Source organism: Klebsiella sp. PL-2018 (assembly GCF_019048985.1).
GTDB lineage: Bacteria > Pseudomonadota > Gammaproteobacteria > Enterobacterales > Enterobacteriaceae > Klebsiella > Klebsiella michiganensis.
This window is the reverse complement of the sequence record NZ_CP077673.1, coordinates 5015856-5037629: the sequence shown is the minus strand read 5'-3', so window position 1 is coordinate 5037629 and position 21774 is coordinate 5015856. Positions and strand designations below refer to the sequence as shown.

At 54.3% G+C, this 21774-nt stretch carries 26 protein-coding genes; 24 read left to right on the top strand and 2 right to left on the bottom strand.

Annotation, left to right across the window (positions count from 1 at the left end; translation table 11 throughout):
* Window positions 1-5 precede the first annotated feature (5 nt).
* The 24 genes from dnaB-PI (at window position 6) to MKleb_RS23600 (ending at window position 19288) form a co-directional block, all read left to right on the top strand.
* Entirely contained in the window at window positions 6-1376 is a 1371-nt protein-coding gene (dnaB-PI, locus tag MKleb_RS23710) for an SPI-7-type island replicative DNA helicase (protein WP_217076280.1), read from the top strand.
* On the top strand, window positions 1373-3037 hold the full coding sequence (locus tag MKleb_RS23705) for a ParB family protein (RefSeq protein ID WP_217076278.1): 1665 nt from the start codon (window positions 1373-1375) through the stop codon (window positions 3035-3037). The genes dnaB-PI and MKleb_RS23705 overlap by 4 nt, the downstream gene beginning before the upstream one ends.
* Window positions 3030-3752, top strand: coding sequence for a DUF2786 domain-containing protein (locus tag MKleb_RS23700; protein WP_217076777.1), 723 nt, complete (start codon window positions 3030-3032; stop codon window positions 3750-3752). The genes MKleb_RS23705 and MKleb_RS23700 overlap by 8 nt, the downstream gene beginning before the upstream one ends.
* Window positions 3749-4174 carry a hypothetical protein gene (locus MKleb_RS23695; protein WP_217076276.1) on the top strand — a complete coding sequence of 142 codons (426 nt, stop codon included), beginning with the start codon at window positions 3749-3751 and terminating at the stop codon, window positions 4172-4174. Before MKleb_RS23700 ends, MKleb_RS23695 begins: the two co-directional genes overlap by 4 nt.
* Before the next feature lie 41 nt (window positions 4175-4215).
* Window positions 4216-4779, top strand: coding sequence for a DUF2857 domain-containing protein (locus MKleb_RS23690; RefSeq protein WP_222841561.1), 564 nt, complete (start codon window positions 4216-4218; stop codon window positions 4777-4779).
* On the top strand, window positions 4776-5024 hold the full coding sequence (locus MKleb_RS30005; RefSeq protein WP_228740762.1) for a ParE family toxin-like protein: 249 nt from the start codon (window positions 4776-4778) through the stop codon (window positions 5022-5024). Before MKleb_RS23690 ends, MKleb_RS30005 begins: the two co-directional genes overlap by 4 nt.
* A 90-nt stretch (window positions 5025-5114) precedes the next feature.
* The gene (locus MKleb_RS23685) at window positions 5115-6353 is read left to right on the top strand and encodes an STY4528 family pathogenicity island replication protein (RefSeq protein WP_217076274.1); all 1239 of its coding nucleotides are present in this window, start codon (window positions 5115-5117) and stop codon (window positions 6351-6353) included.
* A complete protein-coding gene (locus MKleb_RS23680) occupies window positions 6350-6760 on the top strand; it encodes a hypothetical protein (RefSeq protein ID WP_217076272.1) in 411 nt (136 codons plus the stop codon). Before MKleb_RS23685 ends, MKleb_RS23680 begins: the two co-directional genes overlap by 4 nt.
* Window positions 6747-7502, top strand: coding sequence for a PFL_4669 family integrating conjugative element protein (locus tag MKleb_RS23675; protein ID WP_217076270.1), 756 nt, complete (start codon window positions 6747-6749; stop codon window positions 7500-7502). Before MKleb_RS23680 ends, MKleb_RS23675 begins: the two co-directional genes overlap by 14 nt.
* Before the next feature lie 13 nt (window positions 7503-7515).
* Window positions 7516-9561 (top strand): DNA topoisomerase III, encoded by a 2046-nt coding sequence (locus MKleb_RS23670; RefSeq protein WP_217076268.1) that lies wholly within the window; start codon window positions 7516-7518, stop codon window positions 9559-9561.
* A gap of 648 nt (window positions 9562-10209) precedes the next feature.
* Entirely contained in the window at window positions 10210-10674 is a 465-nt protein-coding gene (locus MKleb_RS23665) for an STY4534 family ICE replication protein (protein ID WP_131002602.1), read from the top strand.
* Between the two features lie 77 nt (window positions 10675-10751).
* Window positions 10752-10955, top strand: coding sequence for a hypothetical protein (locus MKleb_RS23660; RefSeq protein WP_032191374.1), 204 nt, complete (start codon window positions 10752-10754; stop codon window positions 10953-10955).
* 12 nt (window positions 10956-10967) lie between these two features.
* Complete coding sequence (locus tag MKleb_RS23655) at window positions 10968-11528, top strand: single-stranded DNA-binding protein (protein ID WP_032191375.1); 561 nt, start codon at window positions 10968-10970, stop codon at window positions 11526-11528.
* Between the two features lie 13 nt (window positions 11529-11541).
* Window positions 11542-11778: a DUF4160 domain-containing protein gene (locus MKleb_RS23650; protein ID WP_016190698.1), complete on the top strand. Its 237-nt coding sequence runs from the start codon at window positions 11542-11544 to the stop codon at window positions 11776-11778.
* Complete coding sequence (locus tag MKleb_RS23645; RefSeq protein ID WP_032191376.1) at window positions 11759-12022, top strand: DUF2442 domain-containing protein; 264 nt, start codon at window positions 11759-11761, stop codon at window positions 12020-12022. Before MKleb_RS23650 ends, MKleb_RS23645 begins: the two co-directional genes overlap by 20 nt.
* A 138-nt stretch (window positions 12023-12160) precedes the next feature.
* The gene (locus MKleb_RS23640) at window positions 12161-12757 is read left to right on the top strand and encodes a PFGI-1 class ICE element type IV pilus protein PilL2 (RefSeq protein ID WP_217076266.1); all 597 of its coding nucleotides are present in this window, start codon (window positions 12161-12163) and stop codon (window positions 12755-12757) included.
* Complete coding sequence (locus MKleb_RS23635; protein ID WP_217076264.1) at window positions 12754-13476, top strand: hypothetical protein; 723 nt, start codon at window positions 12754-12756, stop codon at window positions 13474-13476. Before MKleb_RS23640 ends, MKleb_RS23635 begins: the two co-directional genes overlap by 4 nt.
* Window positions 13477-13482: 6 nt before the next feature.
* Window positions 13483-14187 carry a TIGR03759 family integrating conjugative element protein gene (locus tag MKleb_RS23630; protein ID WP_217076262.1) on the top strand — a complete coding sequence of 235 codons (705 nt, stop codon included), beginning with the start codon at window positions 13483-13485 and terminating at the stop codon, window positions 14185-14187.
* On the top strand, window positions 14166-14840 hold the full coding sequence (locus MKleb_RS23625; protein ID WP_123828783.1) for a transglycosylase SLT domain-containing protein: 675 nt from the start codon (window positions 14166-14168) through the stop codon (window positions 14838-14840). Before MKleb_RS23630 ends, MKleb_RS23625 begins: the two co-directional genes overlap by 22 nt.
* The gene (locus MKleb_RS23620; protein ID WP_162122441.1) at window positions 14840-15346 is read left to right on the top strand and encodes an integrating conjugative element protein; all 507 of its coding nucleotides are present in this window, start codon (window positions 14840-14842) and stop codon (window positions 15344-15346) included. Before MKleb_RS23625 ends, MKleb_RS23620 begins: the two co-directional genes overlap by 1 nt.
* Window positions 15346-15945, top strand: a complete 600-nt coding sequence (locus MKleb_RS23615) for a restriction endonuclease (RefSeq protein WP_217076260.1) — start codon at window positions 15346-15348, stop codon at window positions 15943-15945. The genes MKleb_RS23620 and MKleb_RS23615 overlap by 1 nt, the downstream gene beginning before the upstream one ends.
* Window positions 15942-16454 (top strand): hypothetical protein, encoded by a 513-nt coding sequence (locus tag MKleb_RS23610; protein WP_217076258.1) that lies wholly within the window; start codon window positions 15942-15944, stop codon window positions 16452-16454. The genes MKleb_RS23615 and MKleb_RS23610 overlap by 4 nt, the downstream gene beginning before the upstream one ends.
* A complete protein-coding gene (gene traD, locus MKleb_RS23605) occupies window positions 16447-18537 on the top strand; it encodes a type IV conjugative transfer system coupling protein TraD (protein ID WP_217076256.1) in 2091 nt (696 codons plus the stop codon). The genes MKleb_RS23610 and traD overlap by 8 nt, the downstream gene beginning before the upstream one ends.
* A complete protein-coding gene (locus tag MKleb_RS23600; protein WP_217076253.1) occupies window positions 18530-19288 on the top strand; it encodes a TIGR03747 family integrating conjugative element membrane protein in 759 nt (252 codons plus the stop codon). The genes traD and MKleb_RS23600 overlap by 8 nt, the downstream gene beginning before the upstream one ends.
* 301 nt (window positions 19289-19589) lie before the next feature.
* Here the strand turns inward: MKleb_RS23600 and MKleb_RS23595 are convergent, their stop codons facing one another.
* The gene (locus MKleb_RS23595) at window positions 19590-20582 is read right to left on the bottom strand and encodes a DUF4928 family protein (RefSeq protein WP_217076251.1); all 993 of its coding nucleotides are present in this window, start codon (window positions 20580-20582) and stop codon (window positions 19590-19592) included.
* On the bottom strand, window positions 20575-21714 hold the full coding sequence (locus MKleb_RS23590) for a DNA cytosine methyltransferase (protein WP_181693915.1): 1140 nt from the start codon (window positions 21712-21714) through the stop codon (window positions 20575-20577). The genes MKleb_RS23595 and MKleb_RS23590 overlap by 8 nt, the downstream gene beginning before the upstream one ends.
* Between the last annotated feature and the right edge of the window lie 60 nt (window positions 21715-21774).

Sequence of the window (21774 nt, the reverse complement as noted above, 5' to 3'; positions counted from 1 at the left end):
GGGTTATGGACAATACAAATATTCCCCACTCGGCAGAAGCAGAGCAGGCCGTTCTGGGCGGATTAATGCTGGATAACGACCGCTGGGATGAAGTGGTTTTATTGCTGGCTCCGGATGATTTCTTTGTGGGCTGGCACCGCGCCATTTACCGGGCAATGGCTGAGCTGGTCGGTGAAAGTCTGCCGCTGGATCTGATTACGCTTTCTGACCGGATGGAGAATGCTGGTTTGCTGGAGCGGGTTGGCGGCTTTGCTTATCTGGCTGAGTTGAGTAAGAACACGCCATCGGCCGCCAATATTCTGGCATATGCAGGGGTAGTGGCGGAAAAAAGCCGGCTACGCAAACTGCAGAGCGTCGGCAATATGCTGGTTGCTGACGTGCAGGCGTTGAATGCGCGCTCTTCTGACGTTCTGGAGGTGGCTGAGAACCAGCTGTTCTGCATTGCTGAGCAGGGCATGCTGCAGGCAGGTACTGAAACCACCGTAAACGATGCCATGGACAAGCTGGTCAGCCGGCTTGAAGCCATGATGGCGCTGGACGGTCTGACCGGTACGCCAACTGGTTTCAGTCAACTGGACGAGATGACCTGCGGCCTTCAGCCGGGCGATCTGGTTTTACTGGCCGCACGTCCATCGATGGGGAAAACCGCTCTGGCGCTGGCGACATGTGCCGCCGCTGTACGGGGAAAACCGGATGATTACGTTTTTGTCTACAGCATGGAAATGCCGGAAGAACAGCTCTCCATGCGTCTGATGTCTATGGAAGGGCGGGTTGAACTCAGCAGGCTTCGTAGTGCATCACTGGGTGATGAAGAATGGGCCCGTCTTTCACAGGCTATGAAGGAGATTATTCAGTGGAACAATCGTCTGATTATTGATGACACAAGCTATCAGACACCGGCAACCTTACGTGCCCGTACCCGCCGTTATGTCCGTAAGTACGGCAATCCCGCCCTCATTATGGTCGACTACCTGCAACTGATCCGCTCCCCCGAACAGGAAAACCGGACGCAGGAAATTGCCGAAATATCGCGCTCCCTGAAGGCGATGGGCAAGGAGTTCGGGTGTCCCGTGCTGGCGCTTTCTCAGCTCAATCGTCAGGTGGAGCAGCGGGCGGATAAACGTCCCAATAACGGCGATTTGCGCGATTCGGGGGCACTGGAACAGGATGCCGACCTCATTATGTTTATCTACCGGGATGAGGTGTATAACCCGGGCACCATGACGCCGGGTGTGGCAGAAATCATTATCGGTAAGCAGCGTCAGGGGCCAACCGGAACGGTGAAAGTGCAGTTTGACGGCCGCTATACGCTTTTTTCCGAATATCAGGAAGGGGGATATGACCTCGGGTACCACAGGACAGGAGGTCGGGCATGAGCCGTAACCGCACGAATATCGGGGCGTCCATGCTCCAGCCGGGCCGCAGGGCCTCAGGGAGCGTTGAGAGTACACCGGTGGTTGAAATGCCGATGGTACTGACGATTGAACAGCTGGCGCCGAACCCGGATAACCCGCGAACATCGCGTAATCCACGTTATGACGAGATAAAAGCGTCAATTAAAGCCCGCGGGCTGGACACGGTACCAAAAGTCACCCGCGATCCGGATGGCGATCCGAATAAATACATTTTCAGTGATGGCGGTAACACCCGTTATCAGATACTGACGGAACTGTGGCAGGAAACGGGGGAAGAGCGGTTTTTCCGCATCCATGTGCTCGTGAAACCCTGGCCCGGACGGCTCCAGTGTGTGATTGGTCATCTTGCTGAGAATGAAGTCCGTGGCGATTTGTCCTTTATTGAAAAGGCCAGGGGGATCCATAAGGCGCGGATTATCTATGAAGAACAACTGGGAAAATCAGTTTCTCTGCGCGAATTATCCACTTTGTTAACCAGTGAAGGCCTGCCTGTTCATAATTCGACAATCAGCCGGATGGAAGATGCCCTGAAGTACCTCTTCCCCTGGATGCCGGACCTCCTTGAATCCGGGCTTGGCGCTCCACAAATCAGGCTATTGCTTGCCTTGCGCCAGGATGCGGAGAAAGTCTGGGATCAGTTTTGCCTTCTGTCTGAACGAAGCGATAAATGCTTTACCGATGTATTTGGTGAATGTTGCCGCAAGTTTAATTCCCCCGAACTGTGGTCACCGGAAATGTTCCGCGATGAATTTATTGGTGATCTGCTGCTGGCGCTACCGCATCCGGATCTGAATTATGACCGCTGGGTGATGGAACTGGATCCTGGCGAGCGTAACCGGCGCTATCACTTTGGCGAACCAGAAGAGGCTACCCGTCTTCAGGGAGTGGTGCCATCACCGTTCACTGACGGCATTCAGGATACTGCACCCGAGCCAGATTTTGCCCTGCCGAAAGCACTAACTGAGTCGCCGCCTGCCACGCCAGCGGTTACGGAGGAATGGCCGCAGCAAGATGAAAATTTACGGGTATCGCCAGAGGACAATAAAGAGGCTCCTTTGTCTCTTCCGCGCACAGAGGTACAGCCCGATATGTACGGTGGTTCCCCGGTTATTTCGGGTGACGGCACGGGGCCGGGGCTTTCTCCGGACAATGATGAGACGCTTATCTCCATGCTGGCGCCGGGGCTGGAGGATGAGGGAGAGGCCCTGCATCCGGCCTGTCACATTGCCGGAGATGCGATCTGGTCTGTTCCGGCTTTTCAGGATGATATCGAACATCTGCAGAATATGGCCTTCATCATGGCGTGGGAACTGGGGGAAAAGCTGGGGTGTGAAGATGAAATCCTGCCAGACCGCGCCAGTAGTCTGTCGCCTGGCTATTGCGCTGCGGGTGACAGCTGCAGCGCACCGGCCGCCTTCCTTTTGTCCCTTGCGGGGTGTTGTCCGGCACAGTGTCCGACAACCGGGATGGATGTTGTGCTGATCGGCGGTTCTGCACAGCAGGATGTGCCAGTTCTTGATGATGAAAATGCCATAAAACTGCTGAGGCTGATGCGTGTCATGCGCCGCCTGCGGGAGCTGCAGCGTGGCGTAACGGTGGTAGAGGAGGAGCATGATGAATAATGACAAACGCCAGGAGCGGCTGGTCAGTCTGGTCAGGAAACTGCTGGAACTGAGCCGAAGCAACAGCAATGCGCATGAAGCCGGACTGGCGCTTTCAAGGGCGCAGCGCCTGATGGAAAAATATGGTATCAGCGAGCTGGACGCCACTCTTTCGTCAGTTCGTGACGTTGCCTCCCAGAGCGCGCCATCAGAGGCCGAAAAGGTGCCTGAGTGGATGACCCGTCTGGCATGGGCGGTTGGTCATGCTTTTGGCTGTCGGCCTTACTTCTCATGGCGCAATACATCATCGGGTGCCTGTCGACGAACCGTAACATTTTATGGTTTCAGTGAACGGCCTGCCGTGGCGGCTTATGCTTTTGATGTGCTGACCCGCCAGTTGAAAGATGCCACTGCGGTATACCTGAAAACCCAGAGTAAAAAGCTGAAGCTGTCGACCCGCCGAAACCGGGCAGAGCTTTTTCGTGCCGGGTGGGTTGACGGCATGCGTCGCGTCATCACAGTTTTCCGGGTTACAGAACGGGAAACGCAACTGATGACCCGCTGGATGGATAACCAGAATATGAAGGCGGCGACCATCCGGGAACAGAAAAGCTGCCGCGGAGGCGATATTGCCCGCCACCGGGGTTATGAGGCGGGTAAGAACGCCAGGTTGCATCATGGTGTTGAAGGTGAAAATACGGCCGCCATTGGTCACCGGGAGGAACGTACGTCATGACGAAGCATCAACGGGTGTTGCTGTCGGGTACCTCCCATTGTCTGTGGTGCGGTGTGGTATTGGGGCTGCTGGCCGCAGATATGTATCCCGGTGGCGTTCCGGCATTTTCCGGGGCCGTTTTACGGGGGCTGGCTGTTGCCAGCTTCATTTCTGTCCTGCTGTGGATGATGGTGAGTTACCTGGAGGACGTTTCCTGGACGTATATCTGGGGGGCGATGTTCCTGCCTCCGCTGGCCGCATTACTCCTCTGTCATGTGGGCTGGCTGGGTTACAGCTTTATTTTCTGGAAATGGGACTACGATTTTGCTCTCTTCATCCGGGAGGCGGTTCTGCCAGTTGTTTTCCTTGTGTGGGGAGCATGTAACTTCTTAATAGTCCCCTTTAGCTTTTTGTTTATCTTGTCTCCCGGAGGTGTTGAGTGACTAATTCCGGTGGTTTATCTCAGGCTGCCAACGGGCTGCTGATGCAGCTGGTGATGGATCTGAAAAGTGGCTATCTCCGTCGCTGTGAGTCGCTGGGGATCAAGCGAGAAGAGATGCAGATGTTGCAGGGACTCTCCCTTGAGGAGCTGCATTATCTCGCGAACAGCGAAGTTTCTGTGGTCAGCGTCAGCATCGATCACAGCAATCTGGTCAGCATGCTGCAGCGGGCCAGAATGGAGCAAAAGCGCATGCAACGCATCGACCGGGCGCTGGCGCTGGGCAGCTCGATAGAACTGATGCAGACGTTTTTCGGGCTTTCCAGTACGGATGTGGCGGCCCGTCGCAGGATTGCCGGTATCGAAGCCCGATCCGGACGAGGCAATACGCTCGGGGATGAAGACAATGCGGAAATCTGGCGGTTGTGGCAGAAATCAGGCGTTGAAGAAGTGGAAAGCCCGGACGGGCTTGATGTCATGATGCTGGCCGCAGAGCAACTGAATATCCCTCTTACCTCTGTCTGGCATGCTGTGAAAGGATGGCACAGAACCACACCCCGCCGTTCTGTGGGTCAGTCCCCGAAACCCTCAGTGAGGAAGCGTGCATGAGGATGAAAATCGTTGGCCCCGACCTGTGGGCCTCTCCCGGTGTGCCATCGCAGTGTTGTCGTAAAGCCTTACGGCTGGTCAGTCAGTATCATCGTGGCGATCGTAATTATACCCGGCTTGAGGACCGGGGCAGTGGATACGTCAAGATTAATATTGGCCCGTTCTGGCGTCTGCTCAGTCGTAACGGGGGCAGAACCTGGTTACTGCTGAGTCACGGACGGTACAACTCAGCGATCCGCAAATAGTATGTTTACCCTGCATCTGTACGCGGATGCAGGCATAAGCATACTGACAGAACAGAATGGCCTGATGGGAGCCATCATAAGGAAGAGGATATGACGCTGCCTGCGGACAGCCTGATAGCGTTTACGCTGGAAAAAATGAATGCCCGTCTGGCGGCTAATCCGCTGCTCGATGACGGACGGGTACGCAGCGGCCTGCTGTTTACGGGGAACATGCATGATGCCATCCCCCGAAGGCTGTTGCTGGATCCACGGCTTTCCCCCCTTGATAAGATGGGCTGGATGATGATCCGCCTGTATGCGCAGAATAATGAAGGCGCGATATTCCCCAGTTATGATGAGCTGCAGGTGCAACTGGCTTCCCCGGGTAAAGGTAAAGCCTCCCGTGAAACCGTTAGCCGGGTGTTGCTGATGTTACGAATAACCGGCTGGCTCAGCCTGTGTAAGCGGGTTCGCGACGATAAAGGGCGGGTTCGCGGCAATATCTACGCGCAACATGACGAGCCCCTGACTTTCCGGGATGCAGAATCACTGGACCCGCGTTTTCTTGATGTTGTTGCCGATGCCTGCCTGAGTAAAAACCGGACGGTCAGTCAGATCGCCCGGGATGTGCTGGACGAGATTAAAAACGATCCCACCATGCGACACTATCACAGCCACCTGTCTCTGCTTGAAACCCGTCTGGGTTGCCCACAAAATGCCGGTCAGTTAGCAGCGCGGCAGCATTCCTCATTATTAACCCCGAAGCCGGGTTCGGGATCCGAACTCAGTGTAAATCGAATAAAAAACAACCATCACGAACTGAGTTCGGAAACCGAACTCAGTCAGAATCCGGTGCGAATAATACAGAGTTCGGATTCCGAACTGCCAGTAAAATCAGGGGATTATGACAGAGTTCGGAAACCGAACCATTACGTACGTAGTTTCACACACAGTGTGAATAAAAAAACGTATGTGGACAATCCGGTTGTGTTGCCTGATGCGCTGAAAGCCGTAGTGTCGCAGGAAGACCAGGCGATGTTGATTCGCCAGCTTCAGGCTCTTCCTGAAGAACAGGCACAACAGGTCCTGTTTGCCCTGCAGAATCTGATGGCCAGGCAGCGAGTAGACAATCCGCTCGGCTGGATGCTGGCGGTGATGAAAAAAGCCCGGGAAGGGACCTTCAGGCCCGTTAAGCAACCGCAATCGGTTCAGCCGGAGACTCAGACGCGACCATGCCGACCCGAACAACAGCCGTTCTCCGCGCCTCCGCGACCTGTGGTAGCTTCTGAAGAGCAGGTCAGGAATTACGTCACCAGTCTGCGGGAACAACTGAGACATAATACCCGATGATTAAAAAGTATACGGTGCTGGCACTACCAGCAGTGGTTAAAAAGTGTACGGTATTGGCACTGCCAACAGTGGTCAAAAAGTATACGGTGTTGGCACTGCCAACAGCGGTCAAAAAGTGTACGGTGCTGGCACCGCCAGCAGTGGTCAAAAAGTGTACGGTGCTGGCACTGCCAGCAGTGGTTAAAAAGTATACGGTGCTGGCACTGCCAGCAGTGATACAAAAAGTGTACGGTGCTGACACTGCCAACAGTGGTCAAAAAGCGTGCGGTACATACTGGCAATGGATAAATCAAAATTTCATCATCTGGCGATCTGGTTTTCAATTGTCCTGCTTCCTCTTGCTGGGGACTATCTCAATCCTGACTGAGATATCGCAACAGCAAGGGGCTATATATGGAAAAGGGTAAAAAGAACGCGGATGCGAAGGTCGGTAATGAAGCATCTTCACCGCGGGCAGGCGCACTACAGTCCGCACTCTCGGTAGAGCTTCATACTCACTATGCCATCAGATTATGGGAAGGGCGTAAGCAAAGTGACAGTAATTCCCGTAGTCTCCATGAGAAAAAACGGCCTGAAATCATTAGTATGCCAAAGGCCATTCAGCGTGCCGGGGTGGCTTCCCGGGATTCAGCAGCAGATAACCCTTATGCTGATATGGTACTGGTGAAGCTGGAAACCACGCTTCACATGGCGTCCAGTAAGATCAGTACGATAGTGAATGAACTGGATGTGATTCTGACAGCTGTTCCCAAAGGGATAACGCTTTCTGACATTGCGTCTGCGCATCCACTGAATATCAGCGTTTACAGTCGTTCCCCCCTGGGGTACCGGTGCGTATGGCTTCTGGTCGGTTACGACCAACTGGCAATGAAAGCGTTTCAGGCTTTCCATTATGGGCTGATTTCACGCGCTCAGCGCGATCAATATCTCAACAGAGGCGGACATGCGGTCAGACAGGTTTATGGGGCTATTCAGCCTTATTACACCGTGGCGGTTAACCGGAGTGACATTATTAATCTGACCACCCGCGGGAAAGAGGCCCTGGCACGGTTGGGTGAACCCGATCCAGATATTTTCTCCGGTAAAAAGCGATCTTCTTTTTCATCGCCTCTGCGGGAACACTCTGTTCGCCAGAGCGAAAAGCGCTGAGAGGGGGTGAGACATGCAGCTTTATCTGTGTGAGAAACCGTCTCAGGCGAAAGATATTGCGCGGGTTCTCGGCATCAGTAAACGGGGACAGGGATTTATCAGCGGTGGCAATATCACCGTCACCTGGGCCATTGGCCATCTGCTGGAGCAGGCCAGCCCGGATGCTTATGGCGAACAGTTTGGTAAACCCTGGCGGGCCGATGTGCTCCCGGTTTTACCTGATAACTGGAAAATGGTGGTCAAACCCCAGACCCGGGATCAGTTTACGGTTATCAGTAAGTTGCTGAAGCAGGCCGGAGAGGTGATTATTGCCACCGATGCTGACCGGGAAGGTGAGGTTATTGCCCGTGAGCTGCTGGCGTATTGTGGATATCGTGGCAAAGTACGTCGGCTATGGTTATCCGCGCTGGACGAAGCCAGCGTCCGGGAGGCGCTGGCCGGTATTCTTCCCGGGGAAAATACGGCAAAACTGTATGACGCCGGGCTGGGGCGCAGCAGGGCGGACTGGCTTATCGGAATGAATCTGACCCGCTTGTATACTCTGATAGCTCGTGAATCCGGTGTTTCCGATGTACTGTCTGTTGGGCGGGTTCAGACGCCGACGCTGGCCATTGTGGTTAACCGTGATAAAGAAATCGCTGATTTTGTCCCGGTTCCATGGTGGCAGGTGCAGGCTCTCGTTGAGAAAGACGGCGTGCGTTTCAGGGCGACCTGGCAGGCGGCGACGCAGTACTGCGATGACGAAAAGCGCTGTGTGAATCAGCAGGCGGCGAAAGCCGTTGGACAACTCTGCCAGCAGCAGAAAGGTGCAACGGTTCTGGACGTGAATCAGAAGCGCGATAAAACACCGGCGCCACTTTGCTTCGATCTGGGAACGCTGCAGCAGGTCTGCTCTCGTAAATTTGGGATGGGGGCTAAAGAGACGCTGGCTGTTGCCCAGTCATTATATGAAACGCATAAAGCGACGACCTATCCGCGAACCGACTGCGGTTATCTTCCGACATCGATGCAGCAGGAAATTCCTGATGTACTGACCGCCGTCGCCAAATCCGATCCGTCAGTTGCACCGGTGCTGGCCCAACTGGACCGCGGGTTTGTCTCCCGGGTCTGGAATGATAAAAAAATCACGGCACACCATGCCATTATTCCCACACGCCAGGCATTTGATCTCTCGCGCCTCAGCGCGGATGAGCTGAAGGTTTATCAGCTTATCCGACAGCATTATTTTGCCCAGTTTTTGCCGTTGCAGGAGTCTGATGTGACCGATGCCTCTTTTAACATAGGCGGGCAGTTGTTCCGGGCCAGAGGGAAAGTCAATGTTGTCACGGGCTGGAAACTGTTATTTCAGAAGGACCATCAGAATGAGCAATCTGAAGATACCAGTGATAACGATGCCGACATGGCGCTGCCACCGTTAAACAAAGGTGACAACTGTATTGTCAATGGCGCAGCGGTGGAAGACAAAAAAACCAGTCCACCTCCCCCGTTTACCGAGGGAACGTTGATTGCTGCGATGAAAAATGCTGCCAGCTTTGTCAGCGATCCGAAGCTGAAAAAAGTGCTACGCGATAATGCAGGACTGGGAACCGAAGCGACCCGGGCCGGGGTGCTGGAGACACTTTTCTCCCGTCATTACCTGGAGAAAAAAGGCAAACATATTCACACCACGTTGCTGGCCAGGGAATTGATAGCGGCGTTGCCCGAAACGCTGACCAGCCCCGGAATGACCGCGCTGTGGGAACAGGCGCTGGATGATATCGCTCAGGGGAAAATGCCGCTGGATACCTTTATGCAGAAACAGCTGCAGTGGACCCGCCATCTGGTTGACAAAGGGCGAGCTGACACAGTGAAAATTACTGCGCCCGTGACGCCTCCCTGCCCGGTCTGTAAGGGCCTGACCCGCAGGCGTAAGGGAAAAAATGGTGATTTCTGGGGATGCGTTCGTTATCCGGAGTGTAGCGGTATTGTTGCAGGGAAAAATGGCGGGAAGGGCCGGAAAACAGCGCGGGGCAAAAAACCGGCAGCAAAGACGAAAGCGGAATTCTCTGCACCGCAATAATGGTTTTGGGTACACCAGGGCAGTAAGTTCTGCTATTGTAAACCCGCTTTGATGCAAAGGTACCCCGCAGGCTACGGGGCTGTCACGGACTTTAACGGGGTCTGATGATAGCTTGGCCCGGCAGGCAGTGAATTGTACGTTCCGACTGGCCTGCAAGACGCATACACTCCGTGAAAACCGCGTCGGGATAATGTCCTTAATCCCCGGAGAATGATGAGACACCGCAGGTTCTGGTACTGGCCATAAGGGCGTCGGCAACGGCGCCTTTTTTTATTCTGCAACTCGCAGCAGCACCTCCTCTGGTTTCAGGTTGACATTCTCGCCGGGCAGTTTAATGATGGTCGTGCTTAATTGTCGTTTTTACGACCACCAATGTTTCAGCGGTCTGTGAGAAACGCCTTCGGGTGGCTGCAAAAGAATTCTCCCGTAGCCTGAAAGGGAGAGCATATTGAATGTGGTACATCTGCGCACCTTTGAAAGCAGATATCGCCAGTACATGCGCACTATGACGCGGCGATGAAGGTTTCTTAATGACTCACCAGACAGTCGGAATTTAGCTGATTCTGACTCCCCGACGGGAAAAACACTCCCGTCCGGGCAGATGTTTTCTCCGTCGTATCTTATTTTTACCTCCATGGAGAAAACATCATGTCTGCAAATAATCCTGCTTCCGGCAAAACGGAATATTTCAACCTGACCATTAAAGGTCTGGGATATCTCAGCAATATTCGCCAGGTCAATCTTCAGAACGGCTCTTTTCTCAGTTGTGTGATTAACGCGCTGAGTGGTCCGACGGATAACCCGGTATATGTTCGCTTTGATGTTTCCGTTGCCGGCAAAGAAGCGACCAGCCTGATTGGTCGCTGTCAGAAAGCCGTTGATGAGGATAAAAAAGTCCTTATCGGCTTCACCTTAAGTAATCCGTCCACGGATATCTTTACGCTTAACAAAGGCGATCATGCCGGCGAGCAGCGTGTCAGCCTTAAAGCCCGCTTAATAAAAGTGGACTGGATAAAAATAGGCCAGGATATGGTTTATAAGACTGAAAAACCGGACTCCATGCCGCCTCAGAATGGTTCTGCTCAGCCCGAATACGCTGAAAATTCTTTCTGAGTTATTTTTACCCTCACCTCCCTGAATAACGGACCTTCTTTCAGGGCGGTCTGTTTTCTTTATTAAGGAAACACATCATGAATAATTCAACAGGAATTCTGGCAGCAGAGTCCGGTTTTACTTTACCTTTGCAGGTGCTCAAAAGCGGTCGCGGTTATTATATCGGTACGGCAAATCATGAGGGACCTGTTTCCCGTGAGTCTGAAGAATACTTCAGTACCCATAAAAAAGCGGTTCAGGCGTTCACCACTGGTGCCTGGACTCAACGTGAGTGGGCATAAGGAGAGAGCATCATGGCTTCACGTGGAATTAACAAAGTCATTCTGGTTGGAAATTTAGGCCAGGATCCTGAAGTGCGCTATATGCCCAACAGTAACGCAGTGACCACGCTGTCGATCGCGACTTCAGAGAGCTGGCGCGATAAGCAAACCGGCGAAATGAAAGAGCAGACCGAATGGCACCGTGTTGTGCTGTTCGGCAAACTGGCGGAAGTGGCCAGTGAATATCTGCGTAAAGGCTCACAAGTGTATATTGAAGGCCAGTTACGTACCCGTAAATGGCAGGATCAGCATGGCCAGGATCGTTATTCTACCGAAGTGGTGGTCAACGTGAACGGTAGCATGCAGATGCTGGGTAGTCGTCAGCACTCGGGCAGCTCCTCCTCTCAACACCAGGGCTCTCAACAGCAGGGATGGGGACAACCTCAGCAGCCTGTATCAGGTGGTCAGCCGTCCCAGGTTGGGCCGTCGTCAACCGGAAGCTCTGCTGCCGGTATGCCGATGGATTTTGACGACGACATCCCCTTTATCGGGTGTGGCTATGGCGTTAATCGCGTGACCATACACGCAATCTGACAGGGAGAATATTGTGCCTACAGTATTAAGGATCGGCGCTTATCGATTCTACTTTTACAGCCATGAACCTAATGAACCGGCGCATGTCCATATTGATAAAGGCAATGCAACCGCTAAAATATGGTTACATGATATCAGTGTCGCGCGTAGTGTGGGATTTGCTTCGCACGAGCTTCGTGAATTACAACGTCTGGTTAAAGAATATCAGATAACACTCCGGGAGGCCTGGGATGCTTACTTTACAAAGTGAGAATGATATTCGCGTAATGAATGTCTGTATTGATGATGATCGCCTGACTGTTGATCTCATGGATGGACGCAGTATCTCTGTGCCCGTTGCCTGGTTCCCGCGTCTTGCTGCTGGTACAACTGAGCAGCGACAAAACTGGGAGCTGTGTGGTGCTGGTTATGGTATCCACTGGCCTGAACTGGATGAGGACCTGAGTACCGAAGGGCTGCTTCGTGGTGCTAAAGGTGCGATTCCACGACATTAACCGGTGTAATTTGACAAACAGAACGCTGACCTTACGGTCGGCGTTTTTTTTCATCTGTGGAAAATCAGTTGTTAATTGAGTGAATGCGGGGGGATTTCGCACAGTGAGGCCTGTTAATCACTGTAAAGGAAACCCCGGATGAAATTTCAACCCCGTTATAAGACCCTGTCTGTTGTTCTGCCGCTGCTTTTACTGGCCGGCTGCTCCTCTCCACCTCAGAAACTACAACAGCGTGAAGCCGCTGTACCCACGCCTTCCGTGGCTGTCACCCGCAATGTTCAGACCGTCGCGCCTGATGAATATGCCAGAACGCCGGAGGTGGTGCGTTATGACCGTTATCTGCTGGTCAGCACGGATCCGATGGCTGCCCAGCGCGATCCGCTGTCGCAGATTATTGATATACGTATCCCGTCATCCCTGCATCCGACCGTGGCGGATGCCCTGCGCTATACCCTGAAACAGTCCGGTTATTCACTTTGCGCCACAGGACCGGCAAACGGCGTGCTGTATCGCCAGCCACTGCCGGCCGTGCAGTATCAGTTAGGGCCCATGCGCCTGCGCACCGCCCTGCAGGTGATGGCTGGCCCGGCCTGGCAACTGGAGGTTGATGATGTTCAGCGCGTGGTCTGCCACAGTCTGCGTGACGGGTATCAGTTACCGGCCAGCCAGTTACCACCGGCATTAACCCCCTCGCAGGTCACTCCCCCGGTTAAGGGAGGGTTTCTGAAAAAATGAGCGAAAAGAACATCACTGAGTCTGTTCCCGCCGGGGAAAAGAGGCGTCTGTGGTCATGGTGGTCTGCTGCCGGCGTCTGTCTTTGTCTGATGATGGCAGCGGCCGGCTTTGTATTGTACGTGCTGGTCAGCGGCGTGACTGACCTGGATACGCGCCTTTCACGTCTGGAAGCACAGGATAATACAGCCACAACCAGCACGATGTTATCCACTCTTCAGTCGCAGGTCTCAACGCTGCAGGCCGGGCTGGCTGATAACCAGCAGCGTGTGGCCGCACTACAGAAAGAGACTGAAGCCCGGACCGGGCCCTCGCAGGAACTGGCCACTCTGCAGGCATCTGCAGCACGGCTGCAACAGGCGCAGCAGGAGATGGAGACCCGGCTGAGTGCGCTTGCTGACCAGCTGAATGCCCTGAAAGCGGTACCGGCTGCTGCGACTCCGGTTCCGGAAAAAACACCGACAGAAGTCAAAAAACAGTTACCCGTTAAACCCCGTTCGACGGCTGTTGTTGCACGTCATGCGCCGTTTGTGCTGACCGGCGTGGAAAGACGAGGCGCGGAGTCCTGGGCGGCGGTGGCCCCCCGCGGTTACCACAGCCTGTCGCAGATAGCGCTTATTGGGGAAGGGGAAACTGTATCCGGCTGGACTCTGGTTCGTGCCGGTTACAGCGAAGCGACTTTCCGTGTCAACGGGCACCTGACTGTCCTTAAGGTGGAGTAAACCATCATGCAATTGAAACTGACCTTTCTGGCGCTGGTCATGCTGAGTTCGCAGGCTCTGGCGGCCACTGATATCTCCGTAGTTGAAAACTCGCAAACCACACAGAGCCAGACGCAGTCCCTGCAGCAGAAAGCTGGCGAATGGGGGCTAAGCCCGGAGGATTACCAGCGGTATCAGCAACTGATGAATGGCCCCAGGGGGATTCAGTCCCCGGGGCTGGACCCACTCTCGGCGCTGGGGATTGAGGCCCGCACGCCGGCAGAGCGCCGTCAGTATGCGGAAAAATGGGTTAAAGAGGAGTTTGCCCGTACGCAAAAAGAACTGGATTTCCAGCGGGAAATCAATACGGCATGGCAACGGCTTTATCCGGACAGACTGCCGGTGAATATGGGGAATGCTGCCGGTGTTGCCCGGGATACCGGGGGGCGTCTGGCGTTGTTCGTTAAGTCGAAGAACTGTCCGACTTGCGATGCGCGGCTGTCTGCGGTGCTTAGTGACAATCGTCCGGTTGATATTTATCTGGTCGACAGCGAGGGGAGTGACGATAAGTTACGCCAGTGGGCCCGTGCTCACCGTATCCCGGAGGAAAAAGTCCGTTCCCGCCAGATTACGCTGAACCATGACGGTGGCCGCTGGCTGCGCTTTGGCGACGGAATGATGCCGGTGTTGCTGCAACAGGGAGAAAAAGGATGGCATATCGCCGCATTCTGATCGCCCTGATGCTGGCTGTAAGTGGCAGTGCAACGGCAGCAGGTGAGACTGTACCGGAAGGGTATATCCGGGTGGCCGTTGCGCATGGAGTACCGCCGGAAGCGCTCTATTCTGTCTCGCTAACGGAAACCGCTATGGCGCCACGATCAATTGCTGCGGTGGTCAGGCAGAAGACAAATCTGCCTGCGGTGAGTCGTCCCTGGCCGTGGACGATTAATGTGGCGGGTAAGGGATACCGCTACGCCAGCCGTCTGGAGGCCTGGCGGGCACTGCAGGTTTTTATGTCACGCTATTCCCTTAAACGTATTGATGTCGGTCTGGCTCAGGTAAACCTGGGCTGGAACGGGCATCACTTTGTGTCGACCTGGGCGGCGTTTGACCCGTACACCAACCTCAATGCTGCAGCCAGCATTCTGCGCGAGTGCTGGGAGCGTAAACCGGGTAGCTGGCTGGATGCGGCCGGTTGTTATCACCATCCGGCGGGTGGGCAAGCTGCAGCACGATACAAAACTATCGTGAAACGTCATCTTGTCCGTCTCAGCGGCACGCCCCGCCAGTCCTCTTTGTTGCCGCCTTCTTTATTACCGCAGACAGTGGCAGCCATTGCCCCTGAACCTGGTTTTATCTGGACTGAGCCCGGGAGTGAACCCTGATGAAAAAACTGTTTTTAATGATGTGTCTTTTTCTGCCCCTGACGGGCCATGCCGGACTGAACGTCCTCGCTGACCTCGGCGGGGAGGATGCCACGCCTTATTTTGACGGCATTAATAAACAACCCGGCCTGCCGGAGGCGTCACCGGCAACCCCGCCAGTTTCTGCGATGGCAGCAATGTTTCCGATCAGCACGCCGGAGATGACGCCGGGGACGGTGGAGGATCGTCCGCTGCAGTTGCCGGGCATTGGTGCGCTTTTCCTTATCGGTGATGACGAACAGTCACGGTACTGGCTGGCGGAGAATGCGCAGGCGCTAATTGCCCGCCATGCGGCAGGCATGATTGTCAGTGTTGACAGTGCGTCGGCTGTTGAGTCATTGCGGGATCTGGCTCCCGGTGTTCCGATGGCACCGGCATCCGGCTCTGAGCTGGCCCGCCGTTTGCAGTTACGGCATTACCCGGTGCTGATCACCGATACCGGATTGTCCCGACAGGTGCGGCCGTGATGAGCGCACTGCAACTGAGTGCTGCGCTGTTGGTCAACCCGTTGCCGGCCCTGCTCCTGGCGGCGCTGTTTATCATGGTGATGCTGCGTCTGAGCTTTCGCCAGCGGGAGAAAGCCAGCGTTCGTCGCCACCGTCGCTATCAGGCTGCGGCGGCACGGGTGCTGGAAAAACTGGGCACTCTGCCGGGGGACGGCCAGCGTATGCGGTACCTGCGCAAAATTAACCCTTATGTATTTGAGGAATTGCTGTTGCTGGCGCTGGAACGACAGGGGCTGACGGTGGTTCGTAATGCGTCTTACAGCGGGGATGGCGGCACTGACGGACAGGTCATTATTGATGACGAATGCTGGTTGATCCAGGCCAAACGCTACAGCCGGGCGATTACACCTGCCCATATTCGCGACTTTGACCAGCTTCTTGAACAGCGCACCTGCTGCGGTTTTTTCATTCACACCGGGCGGACCGGACACATGAGTCGGACGGTCTGCTCCACCTCTCCGCGTCTTTTTATCATCAGCGGCCAGCGCTTGCTGGATCTGCTTGCCGGCCGACATGGCTGGCTGTCAGGTTGTTCATATTTTCAGAGGACATCTGTATGACATTTTCTTTACAGCGTTTACTGCGGACCGGCTGTCTCAGCCTCGCCCGTTTACTTTTTTTGTGGCCGGCGTTACTGACCGGAGCCGTGATGCTGGTGATGGCCTTCCTGTCGTATCAGGGGGGCGTCACATCGCGGCTGGATTATTACACGTATGAGGCTGCCCGCTGGCGCAACGCGCCGGAAGGGAGCCTTATGGTGCGGCGCTGTATCGATGCCGCTACGGGCAATGCCGTATTCCCTGTTGCACCGCTGAGCGGGGATGAGTGGCGTGTGATGGCAGCAAGGGAAACTGACTGCCCGACAGTGGCGGAACCGTTTGAACAGGCAGCTGAAAACGATATCCGTGCATTACACCTGCTGATGAAAATTGTTCTGGTGATCAGCGTTTGCCTGGAACTGTTTATGACGGTTCGTGCTCGTAGGGGAAGGGGGCACAGTGGCGCGGTGGCGCATGTTCGCATGGCAAAGGGCGGCGTCCGTATCGTCAGGGAGGAAGATAATGAGTAACCGCTACGTGATTGAAGCCCTGCTGCGTCCGGCGGTTGAGCTGAATACTGCTGTTGTGGCCGGTATGGCGGCATATGTTTGTGTACAGGCTCCCTGGGCTGTGGCGCTGGCACCTTCAGTCAGTTATGTGACCGCGTCTGGCTTCGCGGTGTTATCCGTTGTGCGTGCTCGGCAGGGGATGAAGATCCTTCGTTATCGCCGCAATCTGACCCGGCTCCCTCGCTACGTCATGAGCGCCGGACAGATACCGGTCAGCCGTCAGCGCCTGTTTCTCGGACGCGGGTTTCGCTGGACGCAAAAACACACCCAGCGACTGCAGGATACGCTTCGTCCGGAAGTGGCGAAGTACCTGCAGCCGGGCTGGCTGTATCAGACCGCTCGCTGGCTGGAAATGAGGACGGAGCATTCAGCTCCGGGGCTGGGAAAACTGCTGCGTACGGATTCGCCCCTGAACCCGGTTCGCCCATTGCCGCCGGTTGGTGGTAATCCGGTGTTGCATGGTATTGAGCCGAATGAGCAGGATGTCTGGCTGACGCTGCTGGAGCGTGTGGGGCACACCATCGTCTATGGCACCACCCGCGTGGGAAAAACACGCCTGGCAGAGCTGCTGGTTACCCAGGATATTCGTCGCGGTGAAGTTACCATTGTTTTTGACCCGAAGGGCGATGCCGATCTGATGAAGCGCGTCTGGGCTGAAGCACACCGTGCCGGCCGGGGCGACGCGCTGTATATTTTCCACCTGGGCTGGCCCGAAATCTCCGCCCGCTATAACGCAGTAGGACGTTTTGGTCGTGTTTCCGAAGTGGCGTCCCGCGTGGCGGGGCAGTTGTCCGGCGAAGGGAACAGTGCGGCGTTTCGCGAGTTTGCCTGGCGGTTCGTCAACATAATCGCCCGGGCTCTGGTGGCACTGGGGGAGCGTCCGGATTACACGCTGATTATGCGTTATGTGAATAATATTGCCGATCTGTATATCCGTTACGCTGAGAAGGTTATCCGTGAGCAGCTTCCCTCGTTACAGGCACAAATTCAGAATAACGAGCAGGTTCTGGGGGATGATGATGTTCCACGGAATATGCAGGGGCAGCCGGATGCGGTGCGTATCTGGTCCATTGAGGTGGCACTCAGTTCAGAAGAGGGAAAGCAGCTGTATGATCCCATTCTGGATGGCCTGCGTAGCGCAGTACGCTATGACCGTACCTATTTTGATAAAATTGTGGCTTCCCTGCTGCCTTTGCTGGAGAAACTGACAACCGGGAAAACCGCGGAGTTGCTGGCACCGGACTATCTGGATATGAGCGATTCACGACCGATTTTTGACTGGGAGCAGATAATCCGCAAAAAGGCCGTGGTGTATATCGGCCTTGATGCACTCAGCGACAGTGAAGTGGCCAGCGCCGTGGGAAACTCCATGTTTGCCGATCTGGTGAGCGTGGCGGGTCATATCTACAAGCACGGTATTCATGCGGGGCAACCGGGAGAGGGGGAGAGCAAGGTCCCGATTAACCTGCACTGCGATGAGTTTAATGAGCTGATGGGTGATGAATTTATCCCGCTTATTAACAAAGGAGGCGGTGCCGGCATGCAGGTGACGGCCTACACCCAGACCTCATCGGATATTGAGGCCCGGATCGGCAATGCGGCTAAAACGGCTCAGGTCCAGGGCAACTTCAACAATCTGATTATGTTACGTGTCAGGGAGAACCGTACCGCCGAACTCCTGACCACGCAACTGCCGCAGGTGGAGATTTACACCAAGACGCTGGTCTCTGGTCATCAGGATACCGATATCAGTGCGGGCCAGGATTTTACCTCCAGTACGCAGGATCGTGTCGGGACGGTCAAGGTACCGTTGCTGGAGCCGGCTGATGTGGTAACACTACCGAAAGGGCAGGCATTCGCCCTGCTGGAAGGCGGGCAATTGTGGAAAATCCGTATGCCGCTGCCTGCCGGTGATGTGGATGATAAACTGATGCCGCAGAGTATTGCGAAAATTGCCGAGGAAATGCGCCGCAATTATCACCGTGGTGAAGCGTGGTGGAATGATGCGCCGGCCATTGTGCCAGCAGGAGGTGAACGTGGCTGAACCTCAGCGTACCAGTCCTCCTCCGCCCCGGCCGGAGAAGCCACATGGTTTGCTTTATAATGTGTTCTGGGGCTGGCCCTGGGCATTGATCGGCATGCTGCTGGGTTCGCTGATGTTGAGCCTGCTGATTGAGTACACCGGCATAGCGTTCTTCTGGCCGGAAGCGGGGGCAGCCCACAGCGAGGCGGTGATGAATACTGAACTGGGCTGGCTGTCGACAGAATTCACCCGCAGCCTGTTGCTGTCTGAGCCTTCTGTGACTGTTGTTCGATGGGTAACATTAGCGTATCAGTGGCTGTTTGTTGACAGTGGGTTTACTGGCTGGATAAAGCAGCAGAATGTGTTGCAGACTGGCAGCGATAACGAGCTGACCCGTAATCTGAACAACTGGAGTGGGTGGCTCGCGGGCTATCTGCATGAATATCTGATGGCGACCGTATGGATATGCGTGATTACCCTGGTGCGGGTAACCATACTGGTTCTGTCAGTCCCGCTGTTTCTGATGGTGGTGCTGGTTTCGCTGGTCGAAGGGCTGGGACGCAGGGATCTTCGGCGCTATGGGGCGGGTTATGAAAGTTCGTTTGTTTATCACCATGCTAAAAAGATGGTGAAACCAGCTATCGTGGTACCCATGATGCTGTATCTTTCCTGGCCGACGGCGGTATACCCCAACCTGCTGCTGTTGCCTGCTGCCATATTGCTGGGTGTCGCTATCACGGTCACCACGGCTTCATTCAAGAAATATCTTTAGTTATCGGCGCTGGACGAAGGCGTACAAAACTTGTTTTTGTGCGTCTTCGTCAGCAGACAAGCCCCCGCAATAGCCATTCGCTGGCGCGTCAGCCTTATTTGGCTGTCGTTCCTGCCAGCATCGGTATTATCGGTGCCGTTTTGTCCGAAGTGCTGTTACGTCACAGAGGTAAACCTAATTTGACCGGCATCTCTATGAAGCGGACGTTCTGAACGTCAAGGGGTAGGTCAGTGCTTTTAGGGCCCGCGGCTTAGATCCCGTGGCAAGCCGCGGCTCGTTAAGCTTGGTGCCCCTGTATATCTCAGGAGCCGTTCAGTATGTTAACGATCCAACGAGGCTCATCAATCATAAGAGATTTATCTATCTCGATAGCATTGATGCGGGTGTTGTATGTCCGAATAAGCCTTGCGAGACCTTCACGGATTTTATCGCCATCATAGATAGCAATTTCTTCAATGTTGTTGCCGATGAAGGTTTCAGCTGCCTGGACAGCAATCTGCTCGGACATGCCAACGTTATCGGCCATCTGACGTGCAGCAATAACCTTGCTTTCAAGGGTCAGTATAACGGGCCTGTAACCTGCACGCTTGTTTTCAACACAACGTGTAATCAACTTTTCCATAGGGGCGGTGGTTACGTGGAATGCAGTTGTACCTACCTGAAAATCCCCCTCCCGGTCAGTGTGAAGATCTGCCGCATTGGCCCTGTCATTGCCGATTTTAACGTCGGGAAAGCGTAACTGAAGTTTGGCACCAATAAGATGCTGCAGTACCGCCCCGGTGGGTTTGTCGGAACGCTCCGCTGCTGCCTTAAGAATATCGCTTACTACAGAGGAAACTGGCTTACTGTAATCTAGGTCGACCGTTATCCTCTGTTTGTCAAAATAGTCTAGGCGCACACATTGTGTGAAAAATGCTTCAAGCTGATTTGAAACCAATGCAGCGTCGACGGGCTCATTTTCATTAACCTGAGTGTTGTTCAGCACATCCCGAAATGCTGCAGCAAGGAAGATAGTTCCTCTGGATGTGCGTCCCCCTTCACGAGTGAAAACACGGGTTTCGCCATGTTGTTCCAGAATCTTCGATATGGTAGAACCGCTGAGCCCTCGAACCTGGCTTTTACCCTCACTGTACAGGCGTTCGTCAGTAATGGGCATACCATCAGCCATCATGCGTGAGACAATCAGTCCTGCATTCATAACGTTGGTATTTATTGAACCACTCTTGGCTCGCTCTCCTTCGTACCAGGATTTTGCCGCTGCAAGGTATGCTTCGGTGTAACTCAACTTATCCATTCACTTTTATTCCCTGTGATTTTTTTGCCGCCTCCAGATGCGGAAGGATCATATGCCTGGCCACCCAGCCAACAACAGGAACCGCGACGGCGTCCCCGAAACCATATTGAATCTGAGAGTCACGCATATTTTCCAGTGTGTACCACCCAGCCCCCATCAGACGTGCATACTCAAGCCCGGTCATCCATCTGATTTTTAGCGTCCCCTGACCCATGATCACAACTGCCTGTTTGGAGGAGCCACCTCGCGCTGTGCGTAAGCACCCGGAAATATCTTCTGCTCTCATTTCCCATACAGGAATGCCACTACGTGTGCGGCGATAGGCTGTGCGGGCAGTTGTACTGTCCAGAGCGACAAAGTGTTCTAACCTTTCACGCTGGACTGTTGTCATCGACTCTTTAAAAAGTGCAACTTTGTCTGCATTCCACCACCGCGGATCACTGTCAGCCATAGTCTCAATCTCTTGAGTGAAGCCATGGCTCAATAGATCAGGTGCTTTGGGTAAAGGCATCATGAAAGTACGTACTTCAGGGTCTTTATGTAGCCAGGAAAGCCAGTCCGGCCTCAGGCACGAATCCTGCTCACCGCCATCAATTGGATTTTTTGCGCCTATAATGAATAGCCGAGGCCGGGACTGTGGCACAAAACGTCGGGCGTCCAGGGTGATAGCATCAACTGCATAACCTAATGTGTTAAACTCTTTAACCGCAGCTCTCAAATCTTCTCTGTTATGGGATGAGGCAAGACCGGTGACATTTTCAAGAACGATCACTTCAGGTCTGCGCTCATTCATGCCAGCAAGTAGATCAGTAAAACCGAAGAAAGCGGATGATTCCCGGCCTCCCCTTAGGCCTACTCGCTTACCAGCCAGACTGAGGTCCGTACAGGGTGAGGAGGCCCAGGCAACATCTGCGACCGGCAGGTCTTCGCTTTTCAGGGTATGAATGTCTGCCAGCAAAAGTTTGTGAGATTTCCAATGGCCTTCGTACATCGATTTTTTGTTCAGGTCATAGTCATTAGACCAAACAGTTTTAATTCCCACTTGTTCCATTCCGGCTCTCGCCAGGCCGATACCCGCAAAGAATTCCAGCGCGGTCCATTCGTAATCGCTCCGAATCGGTATTATGTTCACTCAATGTCTCCCGTTTCTATGGGTGTATCATCCCATAAAGTGATCAGACAGGCACTTACT

What these genes read in the sequence shown, in the direction of transcription:
- MKleb_RS23675 (WP_217076270.1), top strand. Translation starts at nt 6,747, where the DNA reads ATGGAAAAGGGTAAAAAGAACGCGGATGCGAAGGTCGGTAATGAAGCA.
- MKleb_RS23615 (WP_217076260.1), top strand. Translation starts at nt 15,346, where the DNA reads ATGAGCGCACTGCAACTGAGTGCTGCGCTGTTGGTCAACCCGTTGCCG.
- MKleb_RS30005 (WP_228740762.1), top strand. Translation starts at nt 4,776, where the DNA reads ATGAGGATGAAAATCGTTGGCCCCGACCTGTGGGCCTCTCCCGGTGTG.
- dnaB-PI (WP_217076280.1), top strand. Translation starts at nt 6, where the DNA reads ATGGACAATACAAATATTCCCCACTCGGCAGAAGCAGAGCAGGCCGTT.
- MKleb_RS23625 (WP_123828783.1), top strand. Translation starts at nt 14,166, where the DNA reads ATGGCATATCGCCGCATTCTGATCGCCCTGATGCTGGCTGTAAGTGGC.
- MKleb_RS23610 (WP_217076258.1), top strand. Translation starts at nt 15,942, where the DNA reads ATGACATTTTCTTTACAGCGTTTACTGCGGACCGGCTGTCTCAGCCTC.
- MKleb_RS23670 (WP_217076268.1), top strand. Translation starts at nt 7,516, where the DNA reads ATGCAGCTTTATCTGTGTGAGAAACCGTCTCAGGCGAAAGATATTGCG.
- MKleb_RS23640 (WP_217076266.1), top strand. Translation starts at nt 12,161, where the DNA reads ATGAAATTTCAACCCCGTTATAAGACCCTGTCTGTTGTTCTGCCGCTG.
- MKleb_RS23705 (WP_217076278.1), top strand. Translation starts at nt 1,373, where the DNA reads ATGAGCCGTAACCGCACGAATATCGGGGCGTCCATGCTCCAGCCGGGC.
- MKleb_RS23695 (WP_217076276.1), top strand. Translation starts at nt 3,749, where the DNA reads ATGACGAAGCATCAACGGGTGTTGCTGTCGGGTACCTCCCATTGTCTG.
- MKleb_RS23635 (WP_217076264.1), top strand. Translation starts at nt 12,754, where the DNA reads ATGAGCGAAAAGAACATCACTGAGTCTGTTCCCGCCGGGGAAAAGAGG.
- MKleb_RS23700 (WP_217076777.1), top strand. Translation starts at nt 3,030, where the DNA reads ATGAATAATGACAAACGCCAGGAGCGGCTGGTCAGTCTGGTCAGGAAA.
- MKleb_RS23655 (WP_032191375.1), top strand. Translation starts at nt 10,968, where the DNA reads ATGGCTTCACGTGGAATTAACAAAGTCATTCTGGTTGGAAATTTAGGC.
- traD (WP_217076256.1), top strand. Translation starts at nt 16,447, where the DNA reads ATGAGTAACCGCTACGTGATTGAAGCCCTGCTGCGTCCGGCGGTTGAG.
- MKleb_RS23665 (WP_131002602.1), top strand. Translation starts at nt 10,210, where the DNA reads ATGTCTGCAAATAATCCTGCTTCCGGCAAAACGGAATATTTCAACCTG.
- MKleb_RS23645 (WP_032191376.1), top strand. Translation starts at nt 11,759, where the DNA reads ATGCTTACTTTACAAAGTGAGAATGATATTCGCGTAATGAATGTCTGT.
- MKleb_RS23630 (WP_217076262.1), top strand. Translation starts at nt 13,483, where the DNA reads ATGCAATTGAAACTGACCTTTCTGGCGCTGGTCATGCTGAGTTCGCAG.
- MKleb_RS23595 (WP_217076251.1), bottom strand. Translation starts at nt 20,582, where the DNA reads ATGGATAAGTTGAGTTACACCGAAGCATACCTTGCAGCGGCAAAATCC.
- MKleb_RS23660 (WP_032191374.1), top strand. Translation starts at nt 10,752, where the DNA reads ATGAATAATTCAACAGGAATTCTGGCAGCAGAGTCCGGTTTTACTTTA.
- MKleb_RS23690 (WP_222841561.1), top strand. Translation starts at nt 4,216, where the DNA reads ATGCAGCTGGTGATGGATCTGAAAAGTGGCTATCTCCGTCGCTGTGAG.
- MKleb_RS23685 (WP_217076274.1), top strand. Translation starts at nt 5,115, where the DNA reads ATGACGCTGCCTGCGGACAGCCTGATAGCGTTTACGCTGGAAAAAATG.
- MKleb_RS23620 (WP_162122441.1), top strand. Translation starts at nt 14,840, where the DNA reads ATGAAAAAACTGTTTTTAATGATGTGTCTTTTTCTGCCCCTGACGGGC.
- MKleb_RS23680 (WP_217076272.1), top strand. Translation starts at nt 6,350, where the DNA reads ATGATTAAAAAGTATACGGTGCTGGCACTACCAGCAGTGGTTAAAAAG.